The following is a 23,300-nucleotide window of genomic DNA, read 5'->3' on the forward strand; positions in this document are numbered from 1 at the left end:
ATTAACACTGGGTTCTAGAGCATTATTCACTTCAGACAATATGCTTTTATGGGCATACTCCATATAATTTTTTACTCCTAGGGTGATCAGAACCAAAATATGTCAAAAGAAGTGAGTAAAAATAAGTGCATTGTATATGTCTGTCACTTTTATTGGTTAATTTCGTAGCAGTTTTTGCTGCCTGAGAGAAGGCATAACTTACATTATCCATATTGCCGATGTTTTTGATATTAAATATGTTCCAATAAATATTTTTAGCTAATCTATAATTAATCATAGCCTCTTCTGCTTTCCCTAAAGTACTTAATATATTTGCTTTTACTACTAAAGCATTAGCTAAAAATATATCTATGGAATTCTCTAACTCATTTTCCCTATTGTTTCTATCTTGGTCTTGTATCAGTATATCAACTGCTTTTACTATATGTTTCCAAGCATCATTCTGCCTCTTTAGTCCTAATTCAGATTTTGACAACTCTGTTAAACAATATGCTATTGTTGTAGATGTGATATCTTTAATTTCATTTAGATCACTACTCATTATCTTAGTATATACATCGTTAGTTATAGCGTAAGCCTCTTCAAATCTTTGCATATTATTTAGTATCTCTGCTTGCAAAGTATAAATGGGTGCAAGCCATGCATTTTCTTGTCTTAATTCTACATCACTTATTTGTGCCAATATCCTAGATTTATTTAGCTGAGCTTTTTCTTTACTTATCGTATCTATAATTGCTAATAAAGCCTGCTGACACTTCCCTTGAGTTAATAATATTCTAGCCATACCATAATCTATCATGCTTGCTTTATGCATAAAGTTTTTATTATTAAGCATTATACTTTGTATAATATGTAAGTTATCTTCTGCCTCCTTTATTTGCCCTGTGAATACCTGAACTTGAAACATTTCATAATAAATTGATGATTTTGCTACCTCATTGTTTGGTAAACTATTTATGGCGTTTTTAGCCTTCACTAAATATTGCATGACTATATCTGAATGGTGATTAACAACAAAGTATTCATATCGTCCTATACGTCCTAAATACCTACTATACGCTACTTGCTCTAATTCTGTCATATTTTGCCAAATCAACTTATGTTCGTGTTCTTTAAACCAACTTACCATTTTTTTGGCATTATATGGTTCTCTAGAACGTAAGTAGTAGCCAAGTAGGCTATTATGCAAGACCATGCTTGTATAAATATTACTATTATACTTATCTGCATTAGCTAGCAGTACTTCTACATTACTTTCAAAGGTATTATCCTGCATAATTAAATAAAATTGATTTACCATCTCCCCTGACATTAAATGTTGTATTTTAATAAGTAGTTTATCAATAGTTTTCTTATTAGTAGCTAAATCGTATATATTTAATATCTCATATTTTACTGCATCATGCATTCGAAATACTTTTTTATTTCTATTGTTACTAATTTGTTCAATTAAACCAAATCTTACTATCTCATCAATTAAATCGGATAATTTCTCCTTATCATCTACTAGATGTTCTAGTAAATTATTACCTATTTTTTGATTATTTAATAACGCCATATAGTATAATAGTGTTTTGGCTTCTGATGTAATTTCATTTAATACTATTGATAAATGTGCATTTAATTTGTTATCATGTTTTCGTATATAATTTATATACTCTTTGATTGTCATGTGGTTATTGCTTTGTAAAAAAATAGCACTATGTCCAATTATATTAGTTGGATAACCTTTTAAATTACATGCCAAATCTTTTTTAAATTCCTCTGATCGCTCGTCTATAAGCTTATTAATTGCCATAAAAATGTCTTTTTCTTGTAAATAAGGAACTGAGATTCTTGGTAGCAAATATTGACTATCTTGTGAACAAATCATAATATGTCCATTATGATGCCAATCAATAATATCCTTAATTTTGTTATTTTCATTAATATGTAAATTATCGAATATTAATAACCACCTCCCCTGAGGTTTAAGATATGTCATAAGGTTTTGTTTAACGTTTCCGGTACTTTCTGAAATGAAACACCCCGTTTTTGAACATATTTTTTGATTTATTTCTTTGGCCAATAAAACAAATTGTGGGATTAAATCTATACTTGCATCTAAAAACGCAATAATATCGTAATCTTGTTGATATTTTTGTGCATATTTTCTAGCTATTTCACTTTTTCCTATACCACTGATACCTGTAATACCTACTATTTTGTCTCTTATTAATAACTTTCTTATGTTGTTAATTTGTTCCTCATGATTAACGAAATAGTATACTGGCTCTTCTTTATTAAAAAGAAGTACTGCATATGCTTCACAAGTAGGAATTACTACTATAAATAGCAATAGTATAAAGTTTCTCATTTTAAGTCGTTAAGTTTTCTATACTTATTCATTTTAATTATCTGTGCCTTTTGGGTAGTGTCGGTATTTAACTCTGTTGGTACATTATCTAATTTTATTTCTATTGTTGTAGAGTACTTATTTTTAGTTACTTGACAATTTATTTTAAAACTTTTTAACAAAATAAATATTTGTCCCAAATTTAATATGTATAAATTAGCTGTATCATTAAATATTTTTTCAGAATATCTTACTGCTAAATTTTGGTCTAAACTAAACCCTTCACCGATAAAGGTAATCAAGTTGTTTTGAAATATTAACTTTACACATCTCGATCTTTCTGTATTTTTATTAAAGTACAAGATATTAGATAATACACTAACCATAATTTGGTTAAATATTTCCGATTCAAAAGGCACTTCAAGTGTCTCTATATTACTGACTATATCTAATTTAATATTAGAATTATAGCAAGCTGTGTATCCTGTATAATAACTTTGTAGATATAAAATTATCGGAGTTAGTTTTATTGTATGGTAGTTAATTTCATTGTGGGACTCTAATGTTGTTATTGGTAATGGAAAATATTCACTATTATATCCTAGTTCTTCTTCTACATTAACAGTATTAGAGATATTAAATGATTTTTTATTATTACTACTTTTAGAATAGTGATAACATTTTAGAGTAAACTCTTCGTTTATTTTGTGAAATAATAGAATATTTTTACTATGTTCCATACTGTTAGTTAAATCTGTCTCTAACTTGTTAAGTTTAATTTTAATTTTTTTATCTCTATAAGATAGATACAATACTATCATACATAGTACTAAAATTGTAAATACAGAACCTATATTTAATAATAAAATTTGCTGCTTAACCCTAGAGATAGCTTGTTGTGTATAATAAGAATTAGGAGAAATTTGTATTGAGATATTATAAGTGAGGTCTTTATTAATGTAATACTGCTTGTTCACACTCTCCTGAAATTCTACCACACCATTAGATATAATTGAATGATTATTAATAGTAATATTGTATTTAAATGCTTGGTTTGATACTATATCTAGTAGTTCTTGTAGAGTGGTATAAGGTAGATCATTCTTGCCATACACGCTATTTGGTATATGATACTTCGAAATGAAAACATGATTCCTAATATGTTCTTTTAAAATAGAGATTTGATCAGATATATCATTACTACTTAATATATAATTAATATTAAATTTATCAACTAAAAGCGATCTAATTATATTATGATATTCTTCTAATTTTATTAGGTTTTGCTGATGATATTCATGATTGATACAACGACGTACCAATATATTTGTTAATATAACAAAGCTAATCACAAATATCATAGATATTGCACTTGCTTTTAAAATGTTCTTCCTTTTAATAAACATTTTTGTTTTTTCGTTCATGATTTAATAACATTTTGTTAAGTATTATGGAAAGCAATTTAAGCTCAATAGTATGTAATACCAATCCTCGAATTTAATTTAGCAAATAATTCATACAACAAATCGATTTAATTAGTGAAGCATTTAAATATCTCCCATGCAGCTCACTTCCTCATACATGGAACAATCTTTCGGAAAAACATCACACTTTAAAGGATAATCTTCTATCTGTGTACTATGATCTACACCCCCCAAAAACTTTTATACACTCAATATTCTCAGCACGCAATGCCCTTTTTATGCCATCATGATCAGTTTTTTTATCAAAAATACTAAAACAGCCCCATTATCATTTTCATAAATTTTGCTTGCGTATAACCGAGCATCTGCATTTATTTTAAGTTCTAGAAAACATGAGCCTAATCATTTTAACCCCATTAAGGTTAGGATTTTTTACTATACCTTTCTTTAAAGCAGTGGTAAATTGTTGCTGCTCGGATATCTCTAATGATCCTAACAGTTCAGGGTCAATGCTAGTATAATTATTATGTTTCTTACTAAGACGTACTACAACATCTTTATTCTTTGTTGTATATGATACTTCGTCAGAAATGTTCCAACTTTGATAAGTTTCTTGGTGATTATCAGACTTTTTATCATGAAAAAAGCGAGCAATTTTTTTAATATTTTGATAACACTTTCCTCGCCCTTCTTTAAATGCTCACGAATTAATACAAGATTATATAATTGTCTCCAAAATTTTAATTGTTCCATTGAATTCTTATCCATTTCTTGAACAAACTTTGATACAAATTCCTCTAGAATCTTTATATATTTTATTTTTTCTCCATTAGTTATATTAGTTGCATCAAGGGAACATAAAATATGATTGACTATAAAATTTCCTATTTTACTCGTACCTAAAGAGCTATTTAAAATTGCTTGTAATTTACATCAAATTGTTGTTTTTAATACTAGAGTCATGTACTGAACTACTAGCTAATAAGCTAACACTTGTAGACGCTTTTGTAGAGTGTTTATGTTTCATATAAGAACCAGTGTTAAGAATGAGCCGTTTTGTTGCCACTTAGAATTAAATTACGCGAATTCGGGATATATTGAAACTCAAGGTGAGTAACGTCTTACATTCTACACGCTAAAGACATATGGGGTTTTACGACATCTTTTATAAAAACAGAAATATTTTCTTATATATTAAACGATTTTCCACATCCACAACTACCTTTTTCATTTGGATTATTAAAAGTAAACCCCGATTTAAACTTATCTTCTACATAATCCATTTCACTGGCTAGAAGATACATTAGAGCTTTTGGGTCAATTAATATTCGTACACCTTTATCTTCTATCACCTCATCAAACTTATTCTTGTTATCCGCATATTCTACGTAATAAGATAGACCGGAACAACCACCAGACTTTACGCCAATCCTAATACCAAAAGACGGTCTATTACGTTTGTCTATCAGTCTCTTTATTTGCTGGGCTGCTGCATCAGTCAATGACATAACATTTTTCATGATAGCTACTTATGGTTTTTTAGTTCTATAATCAGCTATTGCAGCTTTTATGGCATCTTCTGCTAATAAAGAGCAATGGAGTTTTACTGGTGGCAAAGATAATTCCTTAGCTATTTCAGTATTTTTTATACTACCAGCCTCATCAATAGATTTACCCTTAACCCATTCTGTTACTAAAGAACTTGAAGCAATAGCAGAACCACAACCAAAGGTTTTAAATTTGGCATCTATAATAATTCCATCTTCACTAACTTTAATTTGTAGCTTCATTACATCACCACAGGCAGGAGCTCCCACGAGACCTGTTCCAACATATGCGTCATTTTTGTCTAATGACCCTACGTTACGGGGATTTTCGTAATGATCCAGCACTTTTAAACTATATCCCATGTTATTTCCTCTTTATTAATGTTCTGCACCATCACTTATGGTACTTCCTAGTAGTTCAGCAGATAGTTGCCTGTCAAGAGCTGTATGATCACCATAAGGGAATGTATGATCAGGGAATCTTGTCTCCAACCACATATGAAGATTTGGGTATTTAGTATAAAGGTCGTTAAATAAATGCCCCTGACTATCTTTATCATTAATGTCCAAAGGATATTGCTCAGGATGGTCTAAAATATGTTGAGCATATTTTATTCCTGGTTCAACAACCTTCTTGTCCTCTGTACATTCATCTTTAATCTTAACCTCCACCTCACATAATTGGAATATAATATCCATCAACGATAATGTTTCATTATAGATAGCTTTTAATAATGTATCTACATTTGAATCAAAAAAAATCTCTATGCCTTTATCAGCACCCCATTTATACACATCCATAACCACAGACAGGGATAAAAAACTATTACCGTTAAAATGTAGCTCCTCAAGTTCTGGTAAATTCTCAGATGTTATTATATCTCTCATTCCTTCATCATGAATATTATTACCTTGTATATCTAGAACTTTAAGATTTTCTAAATTCTCAGATTCTGCAATATATTCAGCCCCTGTATCAGTTATCCCTTGTGCAGCGAATGACAAATGAGTAAGATTAGGAAATTTTTCTGAGTTCACTATGGCTTCAACCCCTTCATCACCAATAAACTCATCTTCACAATCAGCATTATAAAATGATAATGTATGAAGATTTTCAAAGCAGTCGTCAATATTTACTAAATTTATCACTCCTTCTGCAGTAATAGAGTTAGCACCAATATAAAGCTCCTGCAACCGATCTAATAATCCATAATGGGTATTATAATATTCTTTTATATCCTCCATCGCTTGATCAGTAATAGCGTTGAAAGATAGATCAAGTACCTCAAGATTTGATAAGCCACTATAGGTTAATATAGCTGTACACCCTTCACCTATCGAATTACTTGCTAAATTAAGCCATGTTAAATTCTCAAAATCAGCCTTTGCTATATATTCTGCCCCTTCATTTCCAATCTCATTACCACTTAAGTCAAGCTTGGTAAACTGCTGCGCCAAATTAGAGTCTACTATAACCTCCACATCATCATTTTCCATGCAATTATTACGTAAGTTAAGAACAGTCAGTTTACTTAACAATTGCTTATTGAATGGTATAACACTCATATCACCATACGCAAGTTGATTATTACTTAAATCCAACTCCGTAATATCATTTAATGCACCACTCTGAATCAACAGCTGTAAATCTTCACATGAAATATCAGTATCCGCTAATTTCAGTATTGTAACATTTGGGTTGTCCCGTATAAGCTGTATTAAATCTTCTATCGTCCAATTTTCACGCTTATATCCAGTTAGATCAACAATATCCTTTCCTTCGTTTAAATATCCTTCCAATTCTTTCATTATTCCTCCATATTTTTAGTTAATTATTATTAATACAACACATTCATCAATGCATTGCCCACTTGATTTGCTTTAAATTAATTCCTTCTTGAACCATCTCCCAAAGAGGGCTTAGTTCTCTTAATTTATTAATTTTTGACGCTATTAACACTGCAGCATAATCGATTTCTTCTTTAGTGGTAAATCTACCAATACCAAACCTAATCGATGTATGTGCCATTTCTTCATCAACTCCCATAGCTCTTAACACATATGACGGTTCTAGCGAAGATGAGGTACAAGCCGAACCAGATGAAACGGCTAAATCTTTAATAGCCAATATCATCGACTCACCTTCGACATAAGCAAAACTTAAATTTAGATTTCCCTTATATCTCATATTGATATCACCATTTAAATAGACATCAGCAATTTGTTTAGTAATATTATTATAAAATCTATCAAAAAGCCCTTCTACATGTTTAGCATCTTTTGCCATTTCAGATAGAGCCAATTCGCTAGCACTACCTAGTCCAACAATTAAAGGGGCTGGTAGAGTTCCAGAACGCATGCCTCTTTCCTGCCCACCGCCATTTAAAATTGGCACCAACCGTACTCTAGGTTTTTTCCTTACATATAAAGCTCCAATACCTTTGGGACCATAAATTTTATGCCCGGAAATACTTGCCAGATCAATGTTACAATCATTAACATCTATAGGAATTTTACCATATCCTTGGGCGATATCTGAATGAAAAAATACCCCTAATTCCCGACAAATTTTACCAATTTCTTTAATTGGTTGGATGACACCTATTTCATTATTTACCGCCATCACTGATACCAACATAGTTTGGTCAGTTATGGCATCTCTTAATTGTTGTAAATCAATCAAACCACTTGGCTGAATTGGCAAATATGTTACCTTAAAACCTTCATTTTCTAAATGCCGACAAGCATCTAAAACGCATTTATGTTCACTTATCACTGTCACTATGTGATTTTTTTTACTACCATAGAATTTAGCAATACCTTTTATTGCTAAATTATTAGACTCCGTAGCTCCAGAAGTAAAAATAATTTCTTTAGGATCAGCGCCAATAAGCTTTGCTATTTGTTCTCTTGACTTTTCCACAGCCTCCTCGGCTTCCCAGCCAAAAGAATGACTCCTAGAGTGTGGATTACCAAACTTAGTGGTAAAATATGGCAACATACATTCCAAGACCCTTGGATCCATAGGAGTTGTCGATTGATAATCCATATAAATCGGTAGTGATTTACCACTTAATTTTACTTTTTGTCTTAATTCTTCTAATTCATCCATTTGAGTATACTTCTTCAAACGCTTTAACAAATGTCACAACATCTTCAATAGTTTGTTGATAATCAAAGCTGACTCTAATCGAAGACCTAGTGTCATCCTCACTAAACCCCATACTCGATAAAACATGTGACTTACCAACTTTCCCTGATGAACAGGCCGAACCGGAACTAACCGCTATACCCCGTAAATCGAAAGCTATCAATTTGGTTTGTGCATCAGTGTTAGGTACGATTATCAACGTGGTATTTGGTAATCTTTCAACATCTTTCGACACTATTTTAACATTTTTATAGTTGCACAAATTTTGTTCCAAATATGTCTGTAATGTCTTCATTTTTTTGTATCTATCTTCTATCTCTGCAGTCGCTATTGATGACACAAGACCGAACGAAGCAATCGCTAGTACATTTTCTGTACCTGAGCGAATGTTTCTCTCTTGCCCTCCACCAATCATCATTGCTTTAAGCGTATGTTCTGCTTTAGCAATCAACGCACTACTTCCCTGCACTCCTCCTAATTTATGACTTGATATAGTAGCAAAATCAACTGCTAATTCTTTAATATTGACCGATATTTTGCCAACTGCTTGAACACAATCACTATGAAATACTGCCCCATATTTTTGGGCAATTTTAACCAGTTCTTGTATATTTTGCACAACACCACTTTCATTATTAGCTAGCATTATAGACACGAGCTTTTTATTGCTATGACTAACCGATAGTAGTTCTCCTAAATGCTGAGCATCAACAACACCATCACTATCTACCCTAATAATTTTAATATTATTTCTATATTTAGCATGATCAAAGATCGATAAATGTTCTATGCTAGAAACAAAAATTTCTCCGTCATAATAACTATTCATCAACAAATTATTACTTTCTGTGCCAGAGGAAGTAAAAATAACCTGATATTCTCTAGAATTTATGTCAATGCCTACAGATCTTGCAACTTGCTCCCTAGCTATTTCTACTAAACTCCTAGCATAACGCCCTTTGGTATGAATAGAAGACGGATTATATGCTTCTTCGAGCAAATTCTTCATAAGTTCCTTAACCTTAGGATGAACGTTAGTAGTGGAATTATGGTCTAAATATAACATATATATAACATAATTTATTCGTCCACTAATACATAAGTTAAAATAATTTTCAAAAACTTTTAGAGCTAATCTAGTGTATCAGCTAGCATGTCAGCTACAGAGATGGTGTCAAAATAGTTCCTTATATGCTTACTTAAACCTAACCATAAATGATGAGCGTTACATTTTACTTTATTAGGTACGCAACTATTCTGAGATTTTCTTAAACATCTTGTCATTTCAATATTCTCATCTACCGCATCAATAATATCAGTAATCTTGATATTATTTAATTTTTCATTAATGATGTAACCACCTTTTGGACCTTTCGCTGATCTAACTATATTAGCTTTCTTAAGCTTTGCAAAAATTTGCTCCAAGTAGTTGACCGGTATATTTTGTTTCACCGAAATTTCAGCCAAGGTAACAGGTATATCCGACATTTGCGATGCGATTTCTAAGATAGCCATTACAGCATATCGCCCCTTTGTAGTTAATTGCATACAAACAACTCCACTATAATAACATTACTATATAATACCCTACTAATTTAGTCAAGTATTATTTTATCATGGCGGTTTAAAAATCGTAGTCAATAATTAATATAAAACTTAAGTTTAACTACTACTGATATCATCTGAGCTATAGTGGGGATTCAAAAAATAACCTGAAAGGCTAGATGATATAGAAAGTAAATTGAAGGTTATATCTTTTACTTTACAAGCTTGCAGCCTAATTTTAAAAATTACTACTATTTAACGTCGAATTATCGTATAAATATATCAAATTTAGTATATAACTAAGCGTTCAAGTTTTGTTAACTTAAGCAGCCTCGGTGTTATCCCAGTCTTCGCTGTCACCCCCGCGAAAGTAGAGGTCTAAAAAACCAGCTGGGAAGACTATCAACATTTTTAGATCCCGCTACCTACGCTGGGATAACATCACTCTTAGAACATCGAGGACTATTATATACTTAAACTTGCACACTTGGTTATATAGTACTATGATACTAAATGACTGCATTTTACATACCCCCTCACTTCAAAAGTTATCTTTAATGCGAGTTTTCTGCAATATATTGATTATTATTACTTTGTTATCGGTTTTTGGTTTTGCAATAGCTGATAAGCAAGAGATGAACAAACAATTTAGCTTTATATCAGCGGATTATATTGAATATAACCAAAAAGAACAGTTTATTTATGCTAAAGGTGATGTTCAAGTTATATTGGATAATTACTTCCTAACAGCTAATTCTTTGATTTATGATATAGGGCAAGATAAACTTTGGGCTGAAGGTGATATTAGAATTAAAGATCAGCAAAATAGAGTTATTCTAGGAGATCTTGTCATATTAAAAGACAAACTAAAGGCAGGGATAATCTCAGATTTTATTTTATATTTTGGTGATAATACACTATTAGTATCAAAACTAGCAGAAAGAGTAAATGAAGATGTTTTTCGTCTGCATAATAGTACCTTTACTCCATGCAAAATACTATGTAACCAAAAACCTATTTGGCAAGTTTCTGCAAAAAATACTGAGATATATCTTAATAAGAATAAAATGGTTTATAATCACCTATTTTTTGAGGTATATGGTGTACCAATCTTGTATATACCATATTTTTCTCATCCAACACCTAAGGCTTCCGCAGAATCGGGAATATTGATACCTAGAGTGCGGGATAATGCTTTGGGAATACCGCTATATTATAGAGCTAAACCTAATCTAGACTTTACTATAACCCCTAGGATTTTTTGGCAAAAGCATAATATTATATATAAAATTCTTGAACTAGAAGCTCGTTACAAACCGAATAAAACTGATTATATATCTTTAGACGCTAATTATGGTAAAGTGCCATATTCCATAAAGGATGGTGATGTAACGATAAAAAACCGTAAGGTGAACTCATATTATCTATTAAGCAATGGTAATTTTATCAAAAACGATTATAGATATGGATTTAGGTTACAACGTACTTCTGATAAAGCTTATTTAAAAAATTACTATAACAATTATACTCCGTATTTGATGTCTAAGTTATATTTAGAGCATGTCAATAATTATAATTACTTATTGACGGAAGGAATATATTTTGAGGGATTGGGAACAAATGATTCTAGTAGTACGAATCCATTAATTTTCCCCAAGGTTAGAACTAAGAATGTTATACCTCTAAATGACGAAGAAACTAGTAACTTAGTTGTAGAGAATAATGCATTAATTTATAAAGAAAGAAGCGGAAAGGAACTAGGTCGAGTTGCATTACAACTGGCAGTGGATAATAATTTTTTAACTGAGGCAGGTCATTTATTTAATGTTACCTTACGGAATAGATCAGATGTATATTTTATTAATCACCTATATCTAAATGATTCTAGGACTAATCATGTTCTAACTAGAAATATACCTGAAATCCAAAATATTTGGAGTTATCCATTAGCTGGAACAATTTTTGATAAAACTAGCCTGTTTGTAGAACCAATTATATCCGTGACTATTGGACGTAGACATAATTATAATAAGAAATTTTCCTTTATTGATCCATCAAAATATGAACTATCAGAAAATAATATATTCAATTCGAATCGTTATAGTGGTATAGATTATCATGAATTTGGCAATAGATTAAGTTATGGGGTTAATTCTTCTATACTATCGGAGGAGAATTATACAAGTTTATTTCTAGGACAAACCTATAACACTACTATTAATACTAACTCTATTAATAGTATCGAAAATGTTGGTAGAATTGCTAGTAGTTTTTCTGATAAGATAGAGCTATTCTATAGATTTAGAAAAAGTAGAAATTTTGATCCAATTAGAGATGAATTAGGTGGAAGTCTTAACTCTAAGAAAATTCAGTTAACTGCTGGATTGGTTCAGATTTCAAATTTACAGAAATATTATTTTACAGATAAATTAACTGATGAGAAAATAAAGCAATTCTACTATAATCTCACTTATCAATTAACAGAAAATTGGTCAGTTGTCTATGATATGAGAGTAAATTGGCCAAAAAGCAAACTAAATGTTCTTTCTAAGAGTATCCAAGTGACATACTTAAATGATTGTGTTAGAATAGCCGGAAAACTTTCAGACAACTACACGGAAGATGGTAGTAGGGGAATAAAAAAGAATTCTGCTGTACCTACTATTTCTATAGGTTTAAAAATATTAAATATGTGAGTCTAAAATTATGAAGAAGTTATTTTGTTTAGTTGCTATCGTTTTTAACCTAGCTATAGCGAAAGCAGAATTATCCAATATAGTTGCATTAGTTAATAATGAGCCAATTACGTTACATGAATTTTTAGCTAGAAAACACATGATCATGGCACTTAACAATATTAACAATCCTGATTCTCAAACAGATAAGCAACTTGACAAGATGGCAATTAACAGCGTGATTGATGATTTATTGCTTTATCAGTCTGTAAACGGTAAAAAAAGTTCTGATAGTGAGTTAAATGAGTCTATAGAGACTATTGAGCAACGTAATAAAATGGCAAAAGGACAATTAATGCAACTTTTGAAGAGTAAATCTGTAGATATTAATAGTTTTAAATCTCAGATTGGTGCTGAAATTATCAAAATGAATATTTTATCTAGTATTTCTAGATCAGTTGCTATTAGTGCAAAAGAAGTTGATGCTATAATATTAGCGACTAATTCAAAAGATGCAGAAGTATCGGCTCAAATCTTTACTTCAAAAGATAAACAGGATAAAACTTTGCAAAAGATGTATGGGTTACAAAAACGCCTTACAAATTGTCACGATATCAAAGAATCTTTATATAAAGATTTTTCTACGTTAGAGATAGTCAATCAAAATTTAAGTACTCTAGATTCTACGCTACAAACAATTCTCAAGGATTTAAATACAGGAGAGAAAAGTAGTGTTTTCGAGATGCAAGATGGGTTTAAGTTAATCTTAATGTGTAATAAAAAGATAGTTAATATTACTCTAGATGAAAATAATTATGTAGTAAATCTTCTGACCAATAAAAAAATGTCACAAAAAGCCCAAAAATACTTTGAGGATATGCGTAAGAAAGCCTATATCAAAATAATGCTACCTTTGTGATATACTCGAATAATCCGAGTACACTACCTTCAATCGCCAAGCATGCTAGCCAACATGGCATTGTTCCTATTAAGAGATATGGTCAGAATTTCATTTTTGATAGTAGTCTATGTGATAAAATAGTTCGTGTAAGCGGTCTCCGAGAAAATGACTCTGTATTAGAAGTTGGTCCTGGTACAGCCGGACTCACTAGAGCTATCCTTTCTTATAACCCTAAATCTTTAACTGTGGTTGAAACTGACGCTAGATGCATACCGTTACTGACGGAAATAAGAGAGTTATACCCTAATCTACATATTATTCATTCAGATGCTTCTAAATTCGATCTATCAACCTTAAGTCATGACAAAACACATGATAAAATAACTATTATTTCAAATTTACCTTACCGAATAGGTACAGAGTTAGTCATAAAATGGTTAAAAAAATCATACTTAATAAGTAGTATGACTTTAATGCTGCAAAGAGAGGTTGTAGAGCGAATATGTGGTAAAGTTGGGACAAAATCTTATGGCAGATTATCAATAATATGTCAGTTACTTTGTTCAGTTGAAAAATGCTTTGATGTTAATCCGCAAGCTTTCTACCCTGCACCAAAAGTCCACTCTGCAATAGTTAGACTTGTGCCTTTTAATAATCCATTAACACTTGAACTAATTGGGAAAGTTGAACTAATTACCAAACTAGCCTTTAGTGAACGTCGTAAAATGATTAAATCATCTTTGAAGAAACTAACCCCGCACATAGAAGATTTGTTATCTCAATTAAATATTGATAATTCTTCTCGATCTGAAAATTTGTCACCACAAGATTATTTGTCTTTAGCAAAATTATACTCGAATGAATCACTACATCGCTATTAATATCACTGCCAGTAAATATTTATTGTTAATTGTCAATTTTTTACTTTGGTATATTTGGTAATGTAATGATACAATTCTATTTACGGTAAAAGCAACCTACTTAATCATATAATCTCAGGTATATTTTTATGAGAATAACCAAAATCTTCCTAATATATTGTTTCGTAGCTATAGTAAATCTACCTTATGCATTATGTGCAGATACAAATAAAACAATTTATATAACATCAGATGATGGTCCTCTTGGAGGAACCGAAAATGTTATTAATGTCATGACCCAAAAAAAGACTCCCATTACCATGTTCATGGTAGGATTACATTATGATAATTCGAGTCCTAGCCTAAAGAAAGCTGTTGATCTAGCTAAAAAAAACCCTTTTATTGAAATAGGAAATCACAGCTATACTCACGCTAATAACCACTATAGGAATTTTTATCATCAGCTTCCGGATGTAATTAAGGATCTTAAAAAAAATAATACTGTTTTTGGTTTCACTGGTTCACATGTCAATACTAGACTACCAGGTCGAGATGTATTCCGTCTTCCTAACCTAAGTAAAGATGATCCATATATTTCAAAAGAAGAAGATAAAGTAGAAAGAATAGATGATGATGGAATATATAAAAATGGCTTCTATCTATATGGTTGGGATTTAGAATGGGCTCATAATCAGCATGGCAAGCCAATTCAATCCTTAGATGAATTAGTGCAAGAGATAGAAGATAAATTTAACAGAAATGATACTGCCTTACCTAATAAATTAATTTTACTTATGCATGATGAGATGTTTCAAGACCAATTTAATGGCAAAGAAAATTTAAGTCAGTTAGTTGATCTTTTGCATAAAAAAAATTATAAGTTTGATTTTATTAAAAATTATCATGTAGAGTGATGAAGAGTATATATACTGCTCGTAAATGAAGAGTTAATAGATGAAGAGCAAAATCATGAAGTGCTAGGAGTCAAAGGGTCGAGGAGCGGAGCCTACATTAGTACGTGAGCACCGAAGATCCCTGAAGACGACAACGCAATTCTTGATTTTCATCGAGTATACATAATGCTATATCGAACTTAGGTTAAGTAAGTCTATTCGCTTTACACTCCGTGACGTTCTATTATTTGGTTTTTTATCTCTGCAATAGCTTTAGCTGGATTTAAACCTTTCGGACAAGTCTTTGTACAGTTCATAATCGTATGACAACGATATAATTTAAATGGATCTTCTAAAGCATCTAAACGTTCTCCAGTATACTCATCCCTAGAATCAGCAATCCACCGATATGCTTGTAGTAAAATCGCAGGTCCTAAATATTTATCACCATTCCACCAATAACTTGGGCAAGAGGTAGAACAACACGCACATAATATGCATTCATATAAACCATCCAGCTTTTCTCTATCCTTAAGAGACTGCAATCTTTCAGTATTGGAAGGTGGCGGACTGTCAGTTTTTAGCCAAGGTTCTATCGATTCATATTGAGCATAGAAATGCGACATATCAGGTACTAAATCTTTTACTACCTTCATGTGCGGTAGAGGATATATCTTGACATCACCACGAATTTCTTCAATAGCTTTAATGCAAGCAAGTGTGTTAGTTCCATCTATATTCATCGCACAACTACCACAAATTCCTTCACGACAAGAACGCCTAAAAGTCAATGTAGAATCTATTTCATTTTTTATTTTAATTAAGGCATCTAGAACCATTGGACCTGTTTTGCATAGATCTAACTCATAAATATCAATTCTAGGATTTTCTTCAGAATTTGGATCATATCTATAAATTCTGATATTACGTAACTTAACCGCTTCTCCAGAATGTTTATATGTAGTACCTTTACGGACTTTAGAATTAGGTGGTAATCTAAGTTCTGCCATGTTTATTCCTTATCTAAAATTCTAACTATATTTCAGAGCAATTTAAAAGTTGTAATCAATGGTGAAAAGATGTCATCCCCGCGTAGACGGCACAACTGTTGAAAGTTAAAAATCGTCTATTAGCGAAGTGCCGTTAGGCACTGTGGCAATCTTCATGATAGTCAAGACCTCCTTGCCACGTCGCCGCTTACAGCGACTCCTCGCAATGACGGTTTAAGACTTACAACAGTGCTTCGCTAATAGACGATTTTTAACTTTCAACAGTTGTGGGGTGACATCAAGCACACTTCTTTACCATAGCCACGACTTTTAAATTACCCAGCTGTTCTTTTCTGATTTAGTTTCTTAACTTTTACAGTACCACCATAGTCATTTTTTATTGGAAATAAATTTTCCTCTTCTGAATTCATTGATCTATCACTCAGCAAGTTTTTAATTTGCTGACCAGACAATGTCTCATGTTCAATCAATAATTTAGCTAACAAATGAAGTTGATCAATATGTGTAGTTAATATATTTTTGGCAAAATCATAACCTTTTTCAATAATTTTTCTTACTTCTGTATCAATTAATTCTGCTGTATGTACAGAAGTATGACCTGCTCCCCTACCACTAGTATATAGATCTTCATTACTCGAACCATGATATACTGGTCCTATTGCATCACTTAACCCCCAGTCCGTTACCATAGCTCTAGCCATTTGGGTTGCCATTTTAATATCTGAAGAAGCCCCAGAAGTAACTTTATCTCTGCCAAAAATAAGCTCCTCAGCTACCCTGCCAGCCATTGCCACCGCTATGTCAGCTTCCATTTTATCACGTGGCATAGAAAAACGATCATTTTCAGGAAGTCGCATAACCATTCCAAGTGACCTACCTCTTGGAATAATAGTTGCTTTGTGAATTGGATCAGAAGCAGGACAATACAACCCAACCAATGCATGCCCTCCCTCATGATAAGCAGTTAGTTTTTTCTGCTCATCTGACATAACCATAGAACGTCTTTCTACACCCATTAACACTTTATCTTTTGCCTCTTCTAAATCTGTCATACTTACTTCTTTTTTACCCTTGCGAGCAGCAATTAATGCAGATTCATTGACAAGATTAGCAAGATCTGCTCCTGAAGATCCAGGAGTTCCTCTAGCTATGATTCTAGCGACTATATTTGAGGCACATTTTATTTTCTTCAAATGTACTTGTAAAATTTGTTCTCTACCATCAATATCTGGATTAGGAACAGTAATTTGGCGATCAAATCTCCCAGGTCTTAGCAACGCTGGATCCAATACATCCGGTCTGTTAGTTGCAGCAATAATAACTACCCCTTCATTATCCTCAAACCCATCCATTTCGACCAGCATTTGATTTAGTGTTTGTTCACGTTCATCGTTGCCACCACCCATACCAATACCTCTGTGGCGACCTACTGCATCTATTTCGTCAATAAAAATTATACAAGGAGCATTGCGTTTACCTTGTTCGAACATATCACGGACACGGCTAGCACCAACACCAACGAACATTTCAACAAAATCAGAGCCAGATATACTAAAGAATGGGACATTTGCCTCGCCGGCTATAGCTTTTGCTAGGAGAGTTTTACCTGTTCCAGGTGATCCTATAAGTAAACATCCCTTTGGAATTTTACCACCAAGTTTTTGGAATTTGCTTGGGTCTCTAAGGAAATCAACAATTTCAGTTAATTCTTCTTTAGCTTCGTTAATTCCAGCAACATCTTTAAAAGTAATTTTTGGGCCTTTGTCTGAAACTAGCTTAGCTTTAGATTTACCAAAACCCATGGCTTTTCCTCCACCTTGCATTTGACGCATGAAAAACACCCACCCACCTATCAAAAGAATCATTGGAAACCACGAAACAAATATGTTAAACAACAAGTTCATTTTTGTATCAGGTGGCACTATTTCAATATGAACCGAATTGCTATTTAGGCGATTTATTAGATCTGGATAGTCAGCAGCATAAGTCGAAAAAGAAGATCCATCGCTTAGAGTTCCCTCAATCATTCTACCCTGAATTTTAACAGCACTAATTGATTTTTCATCAATTTTGGTTAAAAAATCTGAAAAAGCGATATTACTTCTTCCTCCAATAAAACCATCATTTTGAAATGCATGAAAAACAAGTATCATTAAAACAAAAACCGACACCCAAATTAGAACATTCTTACTTTGATTATTCATCTACTACTCACCTAACAGAAATGTGTAAAACGCGATATAAAATTGGGAGAGAAAGAAACACTAAGCCTTCTTCTCAAACCTTGGTCATTATAATACGATATATGGGGTATGGCTATAACTTTTTCAAGTATCTTGACTACTGGTAGGGTGAATAAAATAGCTATATGATTGTTAAAACTTGCGTCTTTCAGTATTTTAAAATCTAAATCTTGCCTTATTTTACTATAATCCTTGATCGTTAGGTTACTGATCAAATAGCCTGAATTATTAGACTTCTTGTATAATTCTACTTCTGCTGGTAATTTGGACGTCGGTGCGGTACTAGAATCCTCACATGCATTTGAGTATGATGTGGTTCTGCGTTCCGGATATCCTGCAAATTCCTGAGCTAGAGCGAATTCTACAAGAGGTCTATTGATATAGAAATGAAATCTACCATCCCATGCATCTACATTATTAAGTCTAATATCTATAGGTAAATTCCTACCAAATTCTCGGTAAATTATTAGATTATTACTAATTTTTTTAATCACGCAACCATGGAGTGTCTTAATAAAGTCTATTTTTTGTTGTAATAGTTCTGTTATCATGCTTATTGAGCCTGATCTACTGGCACGGTTCTTACCGCTAATAATGATAAGTACAAAACTGATTACCTGTAGTGTTATTGCACTAGAAAATTCTGCAAATTTTAATAAATTTACAGTAGCAAAACCAAAATCATAAATTTTTACTGATTCTGCGATGCAAGCAATCAATTCCGGTTGCCATTTCTCTTCTACTACTTGGTTAATTCTAGATTGTTGAGAAGTTATTTGATTCTTTATATATTCTCCTTCTAGGGATAGCTTTTTTCTAATGATATTTCGTTGATATTTGTCAGATTTATTAGATTCATCTTCAAACCATTTTACATTATTGGTAACTAAATATGCAACTAACTGTTGTTTTGGAATGTTAAACAATGGTCTCACTATTTTAACATTATTATACCAATTAATATTGCTGCTACTAAGTCCAAATATACTACTTTTTTTTTCTGATCTTAGACAATAATTCTCTATATAATCATCCAAGTGATGTGCTGTTAAAATTGTCAATATATCTAATTTGCTACATAAATCAGTCATTAATTTATAACGACCTTCTCTAGCCCTTGCTTGTAAATTAGAAAAATTATTTTGGTGATCGAAATGAAGCTGGTGATATCTATGTCCCAATTTATGGCTTAAGTCTCGTACATACTCATGCTCCAACTTAGCCTGCTCTCGTAAATGATGATTAACTAACATCACTACTAGCTTAATACTATTAGTGCTAGTCCATTTATGTGTTAACATTAAAAGGGCTATGGAATCAGAACCACCTGAAATAGCCAATGCGATAGACCTCAGGTGAGGTCTATCAACTAGCTTTTCAATATTCTGCTGAAATTGTTCATAAAGCATTATTTAGGCAAATCTTTTTTGTCAGATTTTTTCTCAATAGAGCTAGTATCCTCTTGGTTTTTAGCTGAATTTTTGCTTAAGGATAGTATTCTTTTTTTATAGTCTCGTTCTTTGGCAAGATAGTTTTGAGCTTCTTGTGAGATTTTTTTATATAATTCACGTTTTTGACCATTAATTTTAGCCACTTCTATTCTATATTTTGTTATTTCTTCTCTTAGTTCTGCTGAAATTCCTGCAGCATAAGACTTGAAATCACTCTCAATTTTTTGTAATTCATCATTAGTGCCACTACTACTAATATTAGTTTTATTGGCATTTGATTTTGCAGCTGTTGTACTTGCTAAGCTATTTGAACTTAGTAATAGTAATCCTATTATAGTAGTAATTAATCTATTTTTTTTTATCATCATATGCTCCTAAAATGTTTTTATATATTTTTTGCTAAACGTGAAATCTAGCAAAATTTAATATACACTATAATAATCCTATTTAGTCAATCATAAAGATACTGAAATAATCTTTTTAACACCAAATAATATAGTAATTTTTAATATGCTATTATATTTAGAATATTAGCTATTAAATATAATAATTTTACTTGATATTAATTGATACTTTATCTAAAGTGGTTGAACGCAACAAATTTGTTAATGTACAAGGAGGAAAAAATATGGGACGTAACAAACATAATCAGGGAGACTGGGCTAATCATTACCGGGAACATAATTTTTTAAAACAAGATAAACCTCTTTCTAAAGAAGTAGAGCCTCTTAAGTTATATACAGCTAAAGATATGCTGTTATTGACAACTCTTTCTATGATTCGTCCTAACTCGATAGATGATAAAGATAATCTGTCAGCACATTATATTGCAAAACGTACAATAAGTGAGGGTTACACAAATGCTGGTTATACATTAGAAAATACTACTACTCCTAAACATACTACTCCTGAAAAATCAACTTCTCACAATCAGGATAGTAGAACAATAATGTTAAGCATAGGTGGTGCAGCTACTGGTTGTGTTATTATAGGGATTATTGCATGCGAAGCATATAAAAGTTTTGGCAGTAAGAACAAAAACGTTGATCACCCAATAGTTTTTCCAATAGAAGTATGTGAAAGTTCTGATAGTAAGAACGAAAATATTGATTGCTCAGTAGATACTAACTTGTCAATAATAACAATACCACTAGAAGAGATTCAAGATATATCTTTAGCAGGTAATACAACAACGCAGGTAGAACAGTAATAAAAATAAAGACCTCTTGCATAATTCTACTTCTGCTGGTAATTTGTGCGTCAGTACGGTAGTCGAATCCTCACGTACGTTTGAGTACGTTGCGGTTCTGCGTTCCAGTCCTCCTACAAATTCCCTAGCAGAAGCGAATTCTGCAAGAGATCTAATATTAGTATCAATTCTTCGCTGCTTTCAAAAATTAATGATATCAGGAGCGGTTAAACTTATGTTTATATCAACTATTGATTATAATTTTTAATTACCCTACTCAAATTCGTGCTTATTCTTCTTGACACTAAAGACAATAAGCTTTAATATGTAGCCCTAGCCAATAAATAAGTAGGTTAGGTCTTATATGGCAGTCATTTCTAGAATTTTTTCGTATCTCTCTATAACTCGCAACACATCCTCCACCTCAAAACTAACAAATAGATTGTCAGAATACGTGTTTCCTATCGAAAGGCGTGAATTATCTAAGTTTCTAAGTGTAACATTGTTGATGTTTTGTATTTTATTTATACAAAATATTATCAGAGCCTTAAAAGATAGTCTTATTAATACTATGATTGGTACTGAAACTGTATCATTTCTTAAATTTTGGGGGGTTCTACCTTCGGCATTCCTGCTGTCAATAATCTATGTGAAATTAGTAAATAACATAAAAGGGGAGTATATATTTTACCTTATATTGTCAGTTTTTCTACTATTTTTTGCCTTATTTGCCTTTTATATTTTTCCTAATCATCTAGCATTACATTTGAGTAATGAGCATGCCGGCATTTTAATAAAGTCTTATCCCAATTTGAAATGGTTTATATTACTTTTATCTAATTGGAGTTTCTCCCTGTTTTATATTATAGCAGAATTATGGCCGAGCGTGATATTTGCGTTACTTTTTTGGCAATTTGTTAATAATATAACCTCGGTGGAACAATCGAAAAGATTCTATCCTTTATTTGGACTTTTTGCTCAAACAGGACTTTATATATCAGGGAAGTTTCTAGAAAATTTAGCTTATTTAAATCAATCTTTAATTAAAAGGTTTGACCTACAACATACAGAGACTGAACTTTCAGTACAAATTATATTAGGCTGTGTATTGGTATTAGGTGTAGTAGCATTAGCAACTTTTTGGGTACTAAACCATAAAATATTAGATAAAGTTCAGGTAGAAAAACTACAATTTTCTGTCAAGAGACAATCCATGACTATTATAGAAAGTTTTAAAATGGTTATTTCTTCAAGATATATTAGATTAATTGCTACACTACTTGTTTGTTATGGTATAGCTATAAATTTAGTCGAAGGACCTTGGAAAGCGTCAGCTTCAAAGATTTATAAAACACCGACGGAATTTGCCGCTTTTGTCGGCAGTTATCTAAGTATTACTGGCATATTTACCATTTTATTTGTTATTCTCGGCTCTAATATTGTAAGAAGGTTGGGCTGGTTTACAGCAGCAAGTATAACGCCAATAATGGTCTTTATAACTGGCATGCTATTTTTCTCAGTATCTAACTTTGATGGATTTTCTGCCATAATCGTGGTTAGCTTTATGCTAACCGATCCTTCTTTGATTGCTATTACCATGGGGCTAGTCAACAATGTTCTAAGTAAATCAAGTAAATATACTTTATTTGATTCTACAAAAGAAATGTCATATGTTCCTCTAGATACCGAACTTAAGACAAAAGGTAAAGCAGCTGCCGACGTAATTGGTACTAAGCTTGGAAAGTCAGCAAGTGCCCTTCTCCAGTCTTTAATATTTATTATTTTGCCTTGTGCAACTTATCAATCTATTTCTATATACTTAATGATAATATTTGGTATAATTTGTATTATATGGATATGGGTGATTAGAGAATTGAATAAAGAATACAATAATATAACATCATACGCGAATTTGGGATAAGAATTTATCAATTCTTATCCCAAATTCGGTGAAATTATCGAAACAATCAGATTTGAAACGGCTCTACATCTGATTTTAAAATCATGTTTTTAGCTTCAGAAAGGTTTAAAATGCATTCGCAAAACCTTTTTAAGAATGCATTTTTTCTTCTATTA

Annotated in this window: 19 protein-coding genes; 6 read left to right on the forward strand and 13 right to left on the reverse strand. The window is 31.9% G+C overall.

The window, feature by feature from the left end; all coding sequences use genetic code 11:
- Window positions 1-46: 46 nt before the first annotated feature.
- The 9 genes from AAGD36_RS06100 to AAGD36_RS06140 all read right to left on the reverse strand — a co-directional run bounded on the left by AAGD36_RS06100 (window position 47) and on the right by AAGD36_RS06140 (window position 10,005).
- On the reverse strand, window positions 47-2,356 hold the full coding sequence (locus AAGD36_RS06100; RefSeq protein WP_341755319.1) for an NB-ARC domain-containing protein: 2,310 nt from the start codon (window positions 2,354-2,356) through the stop codon (window positions 47-49).
- Window positions 2,353-3,759, reverse strand: a complete 1,407-nt coding sequence (locus tag AAGD36_RS06105; protein ID WP_341755320.1) for a hypothetical protein — start codon at window positions 3,757-3,759, stop codon at window positions 2,353-2,355. The genes AAGD36_RS06100 and AAGD36_RS06105 overlap by 4 nt, the downstream gene beginning before the upstream one ends.
- Window positions 3,760-4,305: 546 nt before the next feature.
- Window positions 4,306-4,527 (reverse strand): hypothetical protein, encoded by a 222-nt coding sequence (locus AAGD36_RS06110; RefSeq protein ID WP_341755321.1) that lies wholly within the window; start codon window positions 4,525-4,527, stop codon window positions 4,306-4,308.
- A gap of 419 nt (window positions 4,528-4,946) precedes the next feature.
- Entirely contained in the window at window positions 4,947-5,279 is a 333-nt protein-coding gene (locus AAGD36_RS06115) for a HesB/IscA family protein (RefSeq protein WP_341755322.1), read from the reverse strand.
- 9 nt (window positions 5,280-5,288) lie between these two features.
- Complete coding sequence (iscU, locus tag AAGD36_RS06120) at window positions 5,289-5,669, reverse strand: Fe-S cluster assembly scaffold IscU (protein WP_341755323.1); 381 nt, start codon at window positions 5,667-5,669, stop codon at window positions 5,289-5,291.
- A 15-nt stretch (window positions 5,670-5,684) separates the two neighbouring features.
- Window positions 5,685-7,115 carry a hypothetical protein gene (locus tag AAGD36_RS06125; protein WP_341755324.1) on the reverse strand — a complete coding sequence of 477 codons (1,431 nt, stop codon included), beginning with the start codon at window positions 7,113-7,115 and terminating at the stop codon, window positions 5,685-5,687.
- 46 nt (window positions 7,116-7,161) lie between these two features.
- Window positions 7,162-8,418, reverse strand: coding sequence for an IscS subfamily cysteine desulfurase (locus AAGD36_RS06130; RefSeq protein WP_341755325.1), 1,257 nt, complete (start codon window positions 8,416-8,418; stop codon window positions 7,162-7,164).
- On the reverse strand, window positions 8,411-9,523 hold the full coding sequence (locus AAGD36_RS06135; RefSeq protein WP_341755326.1) for a cysteine desulfurase family protein: 1,113 nt from the start codon (window positions 9,521-9,523) through the stop codon (window positions 8,411-8,413). Before AAGD36_RS06135 ends, AAGD36_RS06130 begins: the two co-directional genes overlap by 8 nt.
- A 65-nt stretch (window positions 9,524-9,588) precedes the next feature.
- The gene (locus AAGD36_RS06140; protein WP_341748359.1) at window positions 9,589-10,005 is read right to left on the reverse strand and encodes an Rrf2 family transcriptional regulator; all 417 of its coding nucleotides are present in this window, start codon (window positions 10,003-10,005) and stop codon (window positions 9,589-9,591) included.
- A 554-nt stretch (window positions 10,006-10,559) separates the two neighbouring features.
- Here AAGD36_RS06140 and AAGD36_RS06145 point away from each other — a divergent pair.
- The 4 genes from AAGD36_RS06145 to AAGD36_RS06160 all read left to right on the forward strand — a co-directional run bounded on the left by AAGD36_RS06145 (window position 10,560) and on the right by AAGD36_RS06160 (window position 15,352).
- Window positions 10,560-12,698 (forward strand): LPS-assembly protein LptD, encoded by a 2,139-nt coding sequence (locus AAGD36_RS06145; RefSeq protein WP_341756023.1) that lies wholly within the window; start codon window positions 10,560-10,562, stop codon window positions 12,696-12,698.
- 10 nt (window positions 12,699-12,708) lie between these two features.
- Window positions 12,709-13,596, forward strand: a complete 888-nt coding sequence (locus AAGD36_RS06150) for a SurA N-terminal domain-containing protein (RefSeq protein ID WP_341748361.1) — start codon at window positions 12,709-12,711, stop codon at window positions 13,594-13,596.
- Window positions 13,596-14,459: a 16S rRNA (adenine(1518)-N(6)/adenine(1519)-N(6))-dimethyltransferase RsmA gene (gene rsmA / locus AAGD36_RS06155; protein WP_341756024.1), complete on the forward strand. Its 864-nt coding sequence runs from the start codon at window positions 13,596-13,598 to the stop codon at window positions 14,457-14,459. Before AAGD36_RS06150 ends, rsmA begins: the two co-directional genes overlap by 1 nt.
- Window positions 14,460-14,587: 128 nt before the next feature.
- Entirely contained in the window at window positions 14,588-15,352 is a 765-nt protein-coding gene (locus AAGD36_RS06160; protein ID WP_341751397.1) for a polysaccharide deacetylase family protein, read from the forward strand.
- Between the two features lie 203 nt (window positions 15,353-15,555).
- On the opposite strand, the gene AAGD36_RS06165 is transcribed toward AAGD36_RS06160, so the two are convergent.
- The 4 genes from AAGD36_RS06165 to AAGD36_RS06180 form a co-directional block, all read right to left on the reverse strand.
- Window positions 15,556-16,341, reverse strand: coding sequence for a succinate dehydrogenase iron-sulfur subunit (locus AAGD36_RS06165; RefSeq protein ID WP_341755327.1), 786 nt, complete (start codon window positions 16,339-16,341; stop codon window positions 15,556-15,558).
- A gap of 314 nt (window positions 16,342-16,655) precedes the next feature.
- The gene (gene ftsH, locus AAGD36_RS06170) at window positions 16,656-18,545 is read right to left on the reverse strand and encodes an ATP-dependent zinc metalloprotease FtsH (RefSeq protein WP_341751399.1); all 1,890 of its coding nucleotides are present in this window, start codon (window positions 18,543-18,545) and stop codon (window positions 16,656-16,658) included.
- Window positions 18,546-18,556: 11 nt separating this feature from the next.
- A complete protein-coding gene (tilS, locus tag AAGD36_RS06175; protein WP_341755328.1) occupies window positions 18,557-19,993 on the reverse strand; it encodes a tRNA lysidine(34) synthetase TilS in 1,437 nt (478 codons plus the stop codon).
- Window positions 19,993-20,400 carry a hypothetical protein gene (locus AAGD36_RS06180; protein ID WP_341748367.1) on the reverse strand — a complete coding sequence of 136 codons (408 nt, stop codon included), beginning with the start codon at window positions 20,398-20,400 and terminating at the stop codon, window positions 19,993-19,995. Before AAGD36_RS06180 ends, tilS begins: the two co-directional genes overlap by 1 nt.
- Window positions 20,401-20,591: 191 nt before the next feature.
- Here AAGD36_RS06180 and AAGD36_RS06185 point away from each other — a divergent pair, with 191 nt between their 5' ends.
- Both AAGD36_RS06185 and AAGD36_RS06195 read left to right on the forward strand, forming a co-directional pair.
- Complete coding sequence (locus AAGD36_RS06185; RefSeq protein ID WP_341755329.1) at window positions 20,592-21,245, forward strand: hypothetical protein; 654 nt, start codon at window positions 20,592-20,594, stop codon at window positions 21,243-21,245.
- A gap of 379 nt (window positions 21,246-21,624) precedes the next feature.
- On the forward strand, window positions 21,625-23,145 hold the full coding sequence (locus tag AAGD36_RS06195; protein WP_341756026.1) for an Npt1/Npt2 family nucleotide transporter: 1,521 nt from the start codon (window positions 21,625-21,627) through the stop codon (window positions 23,143-23,145).
- Window positions 23,146-23,300 lie beyond the last annotated feature (155 nt).

Source organism: Candidatus Tisiphia endosymbiont of Ptychoptera albimana, assembly GCF_964026605.1.
GTDB lineage: Bacteria > Pseudomonadota > Alphaproteobacteria > Rickettsiales > Rickettsiaceae > Tisiphia.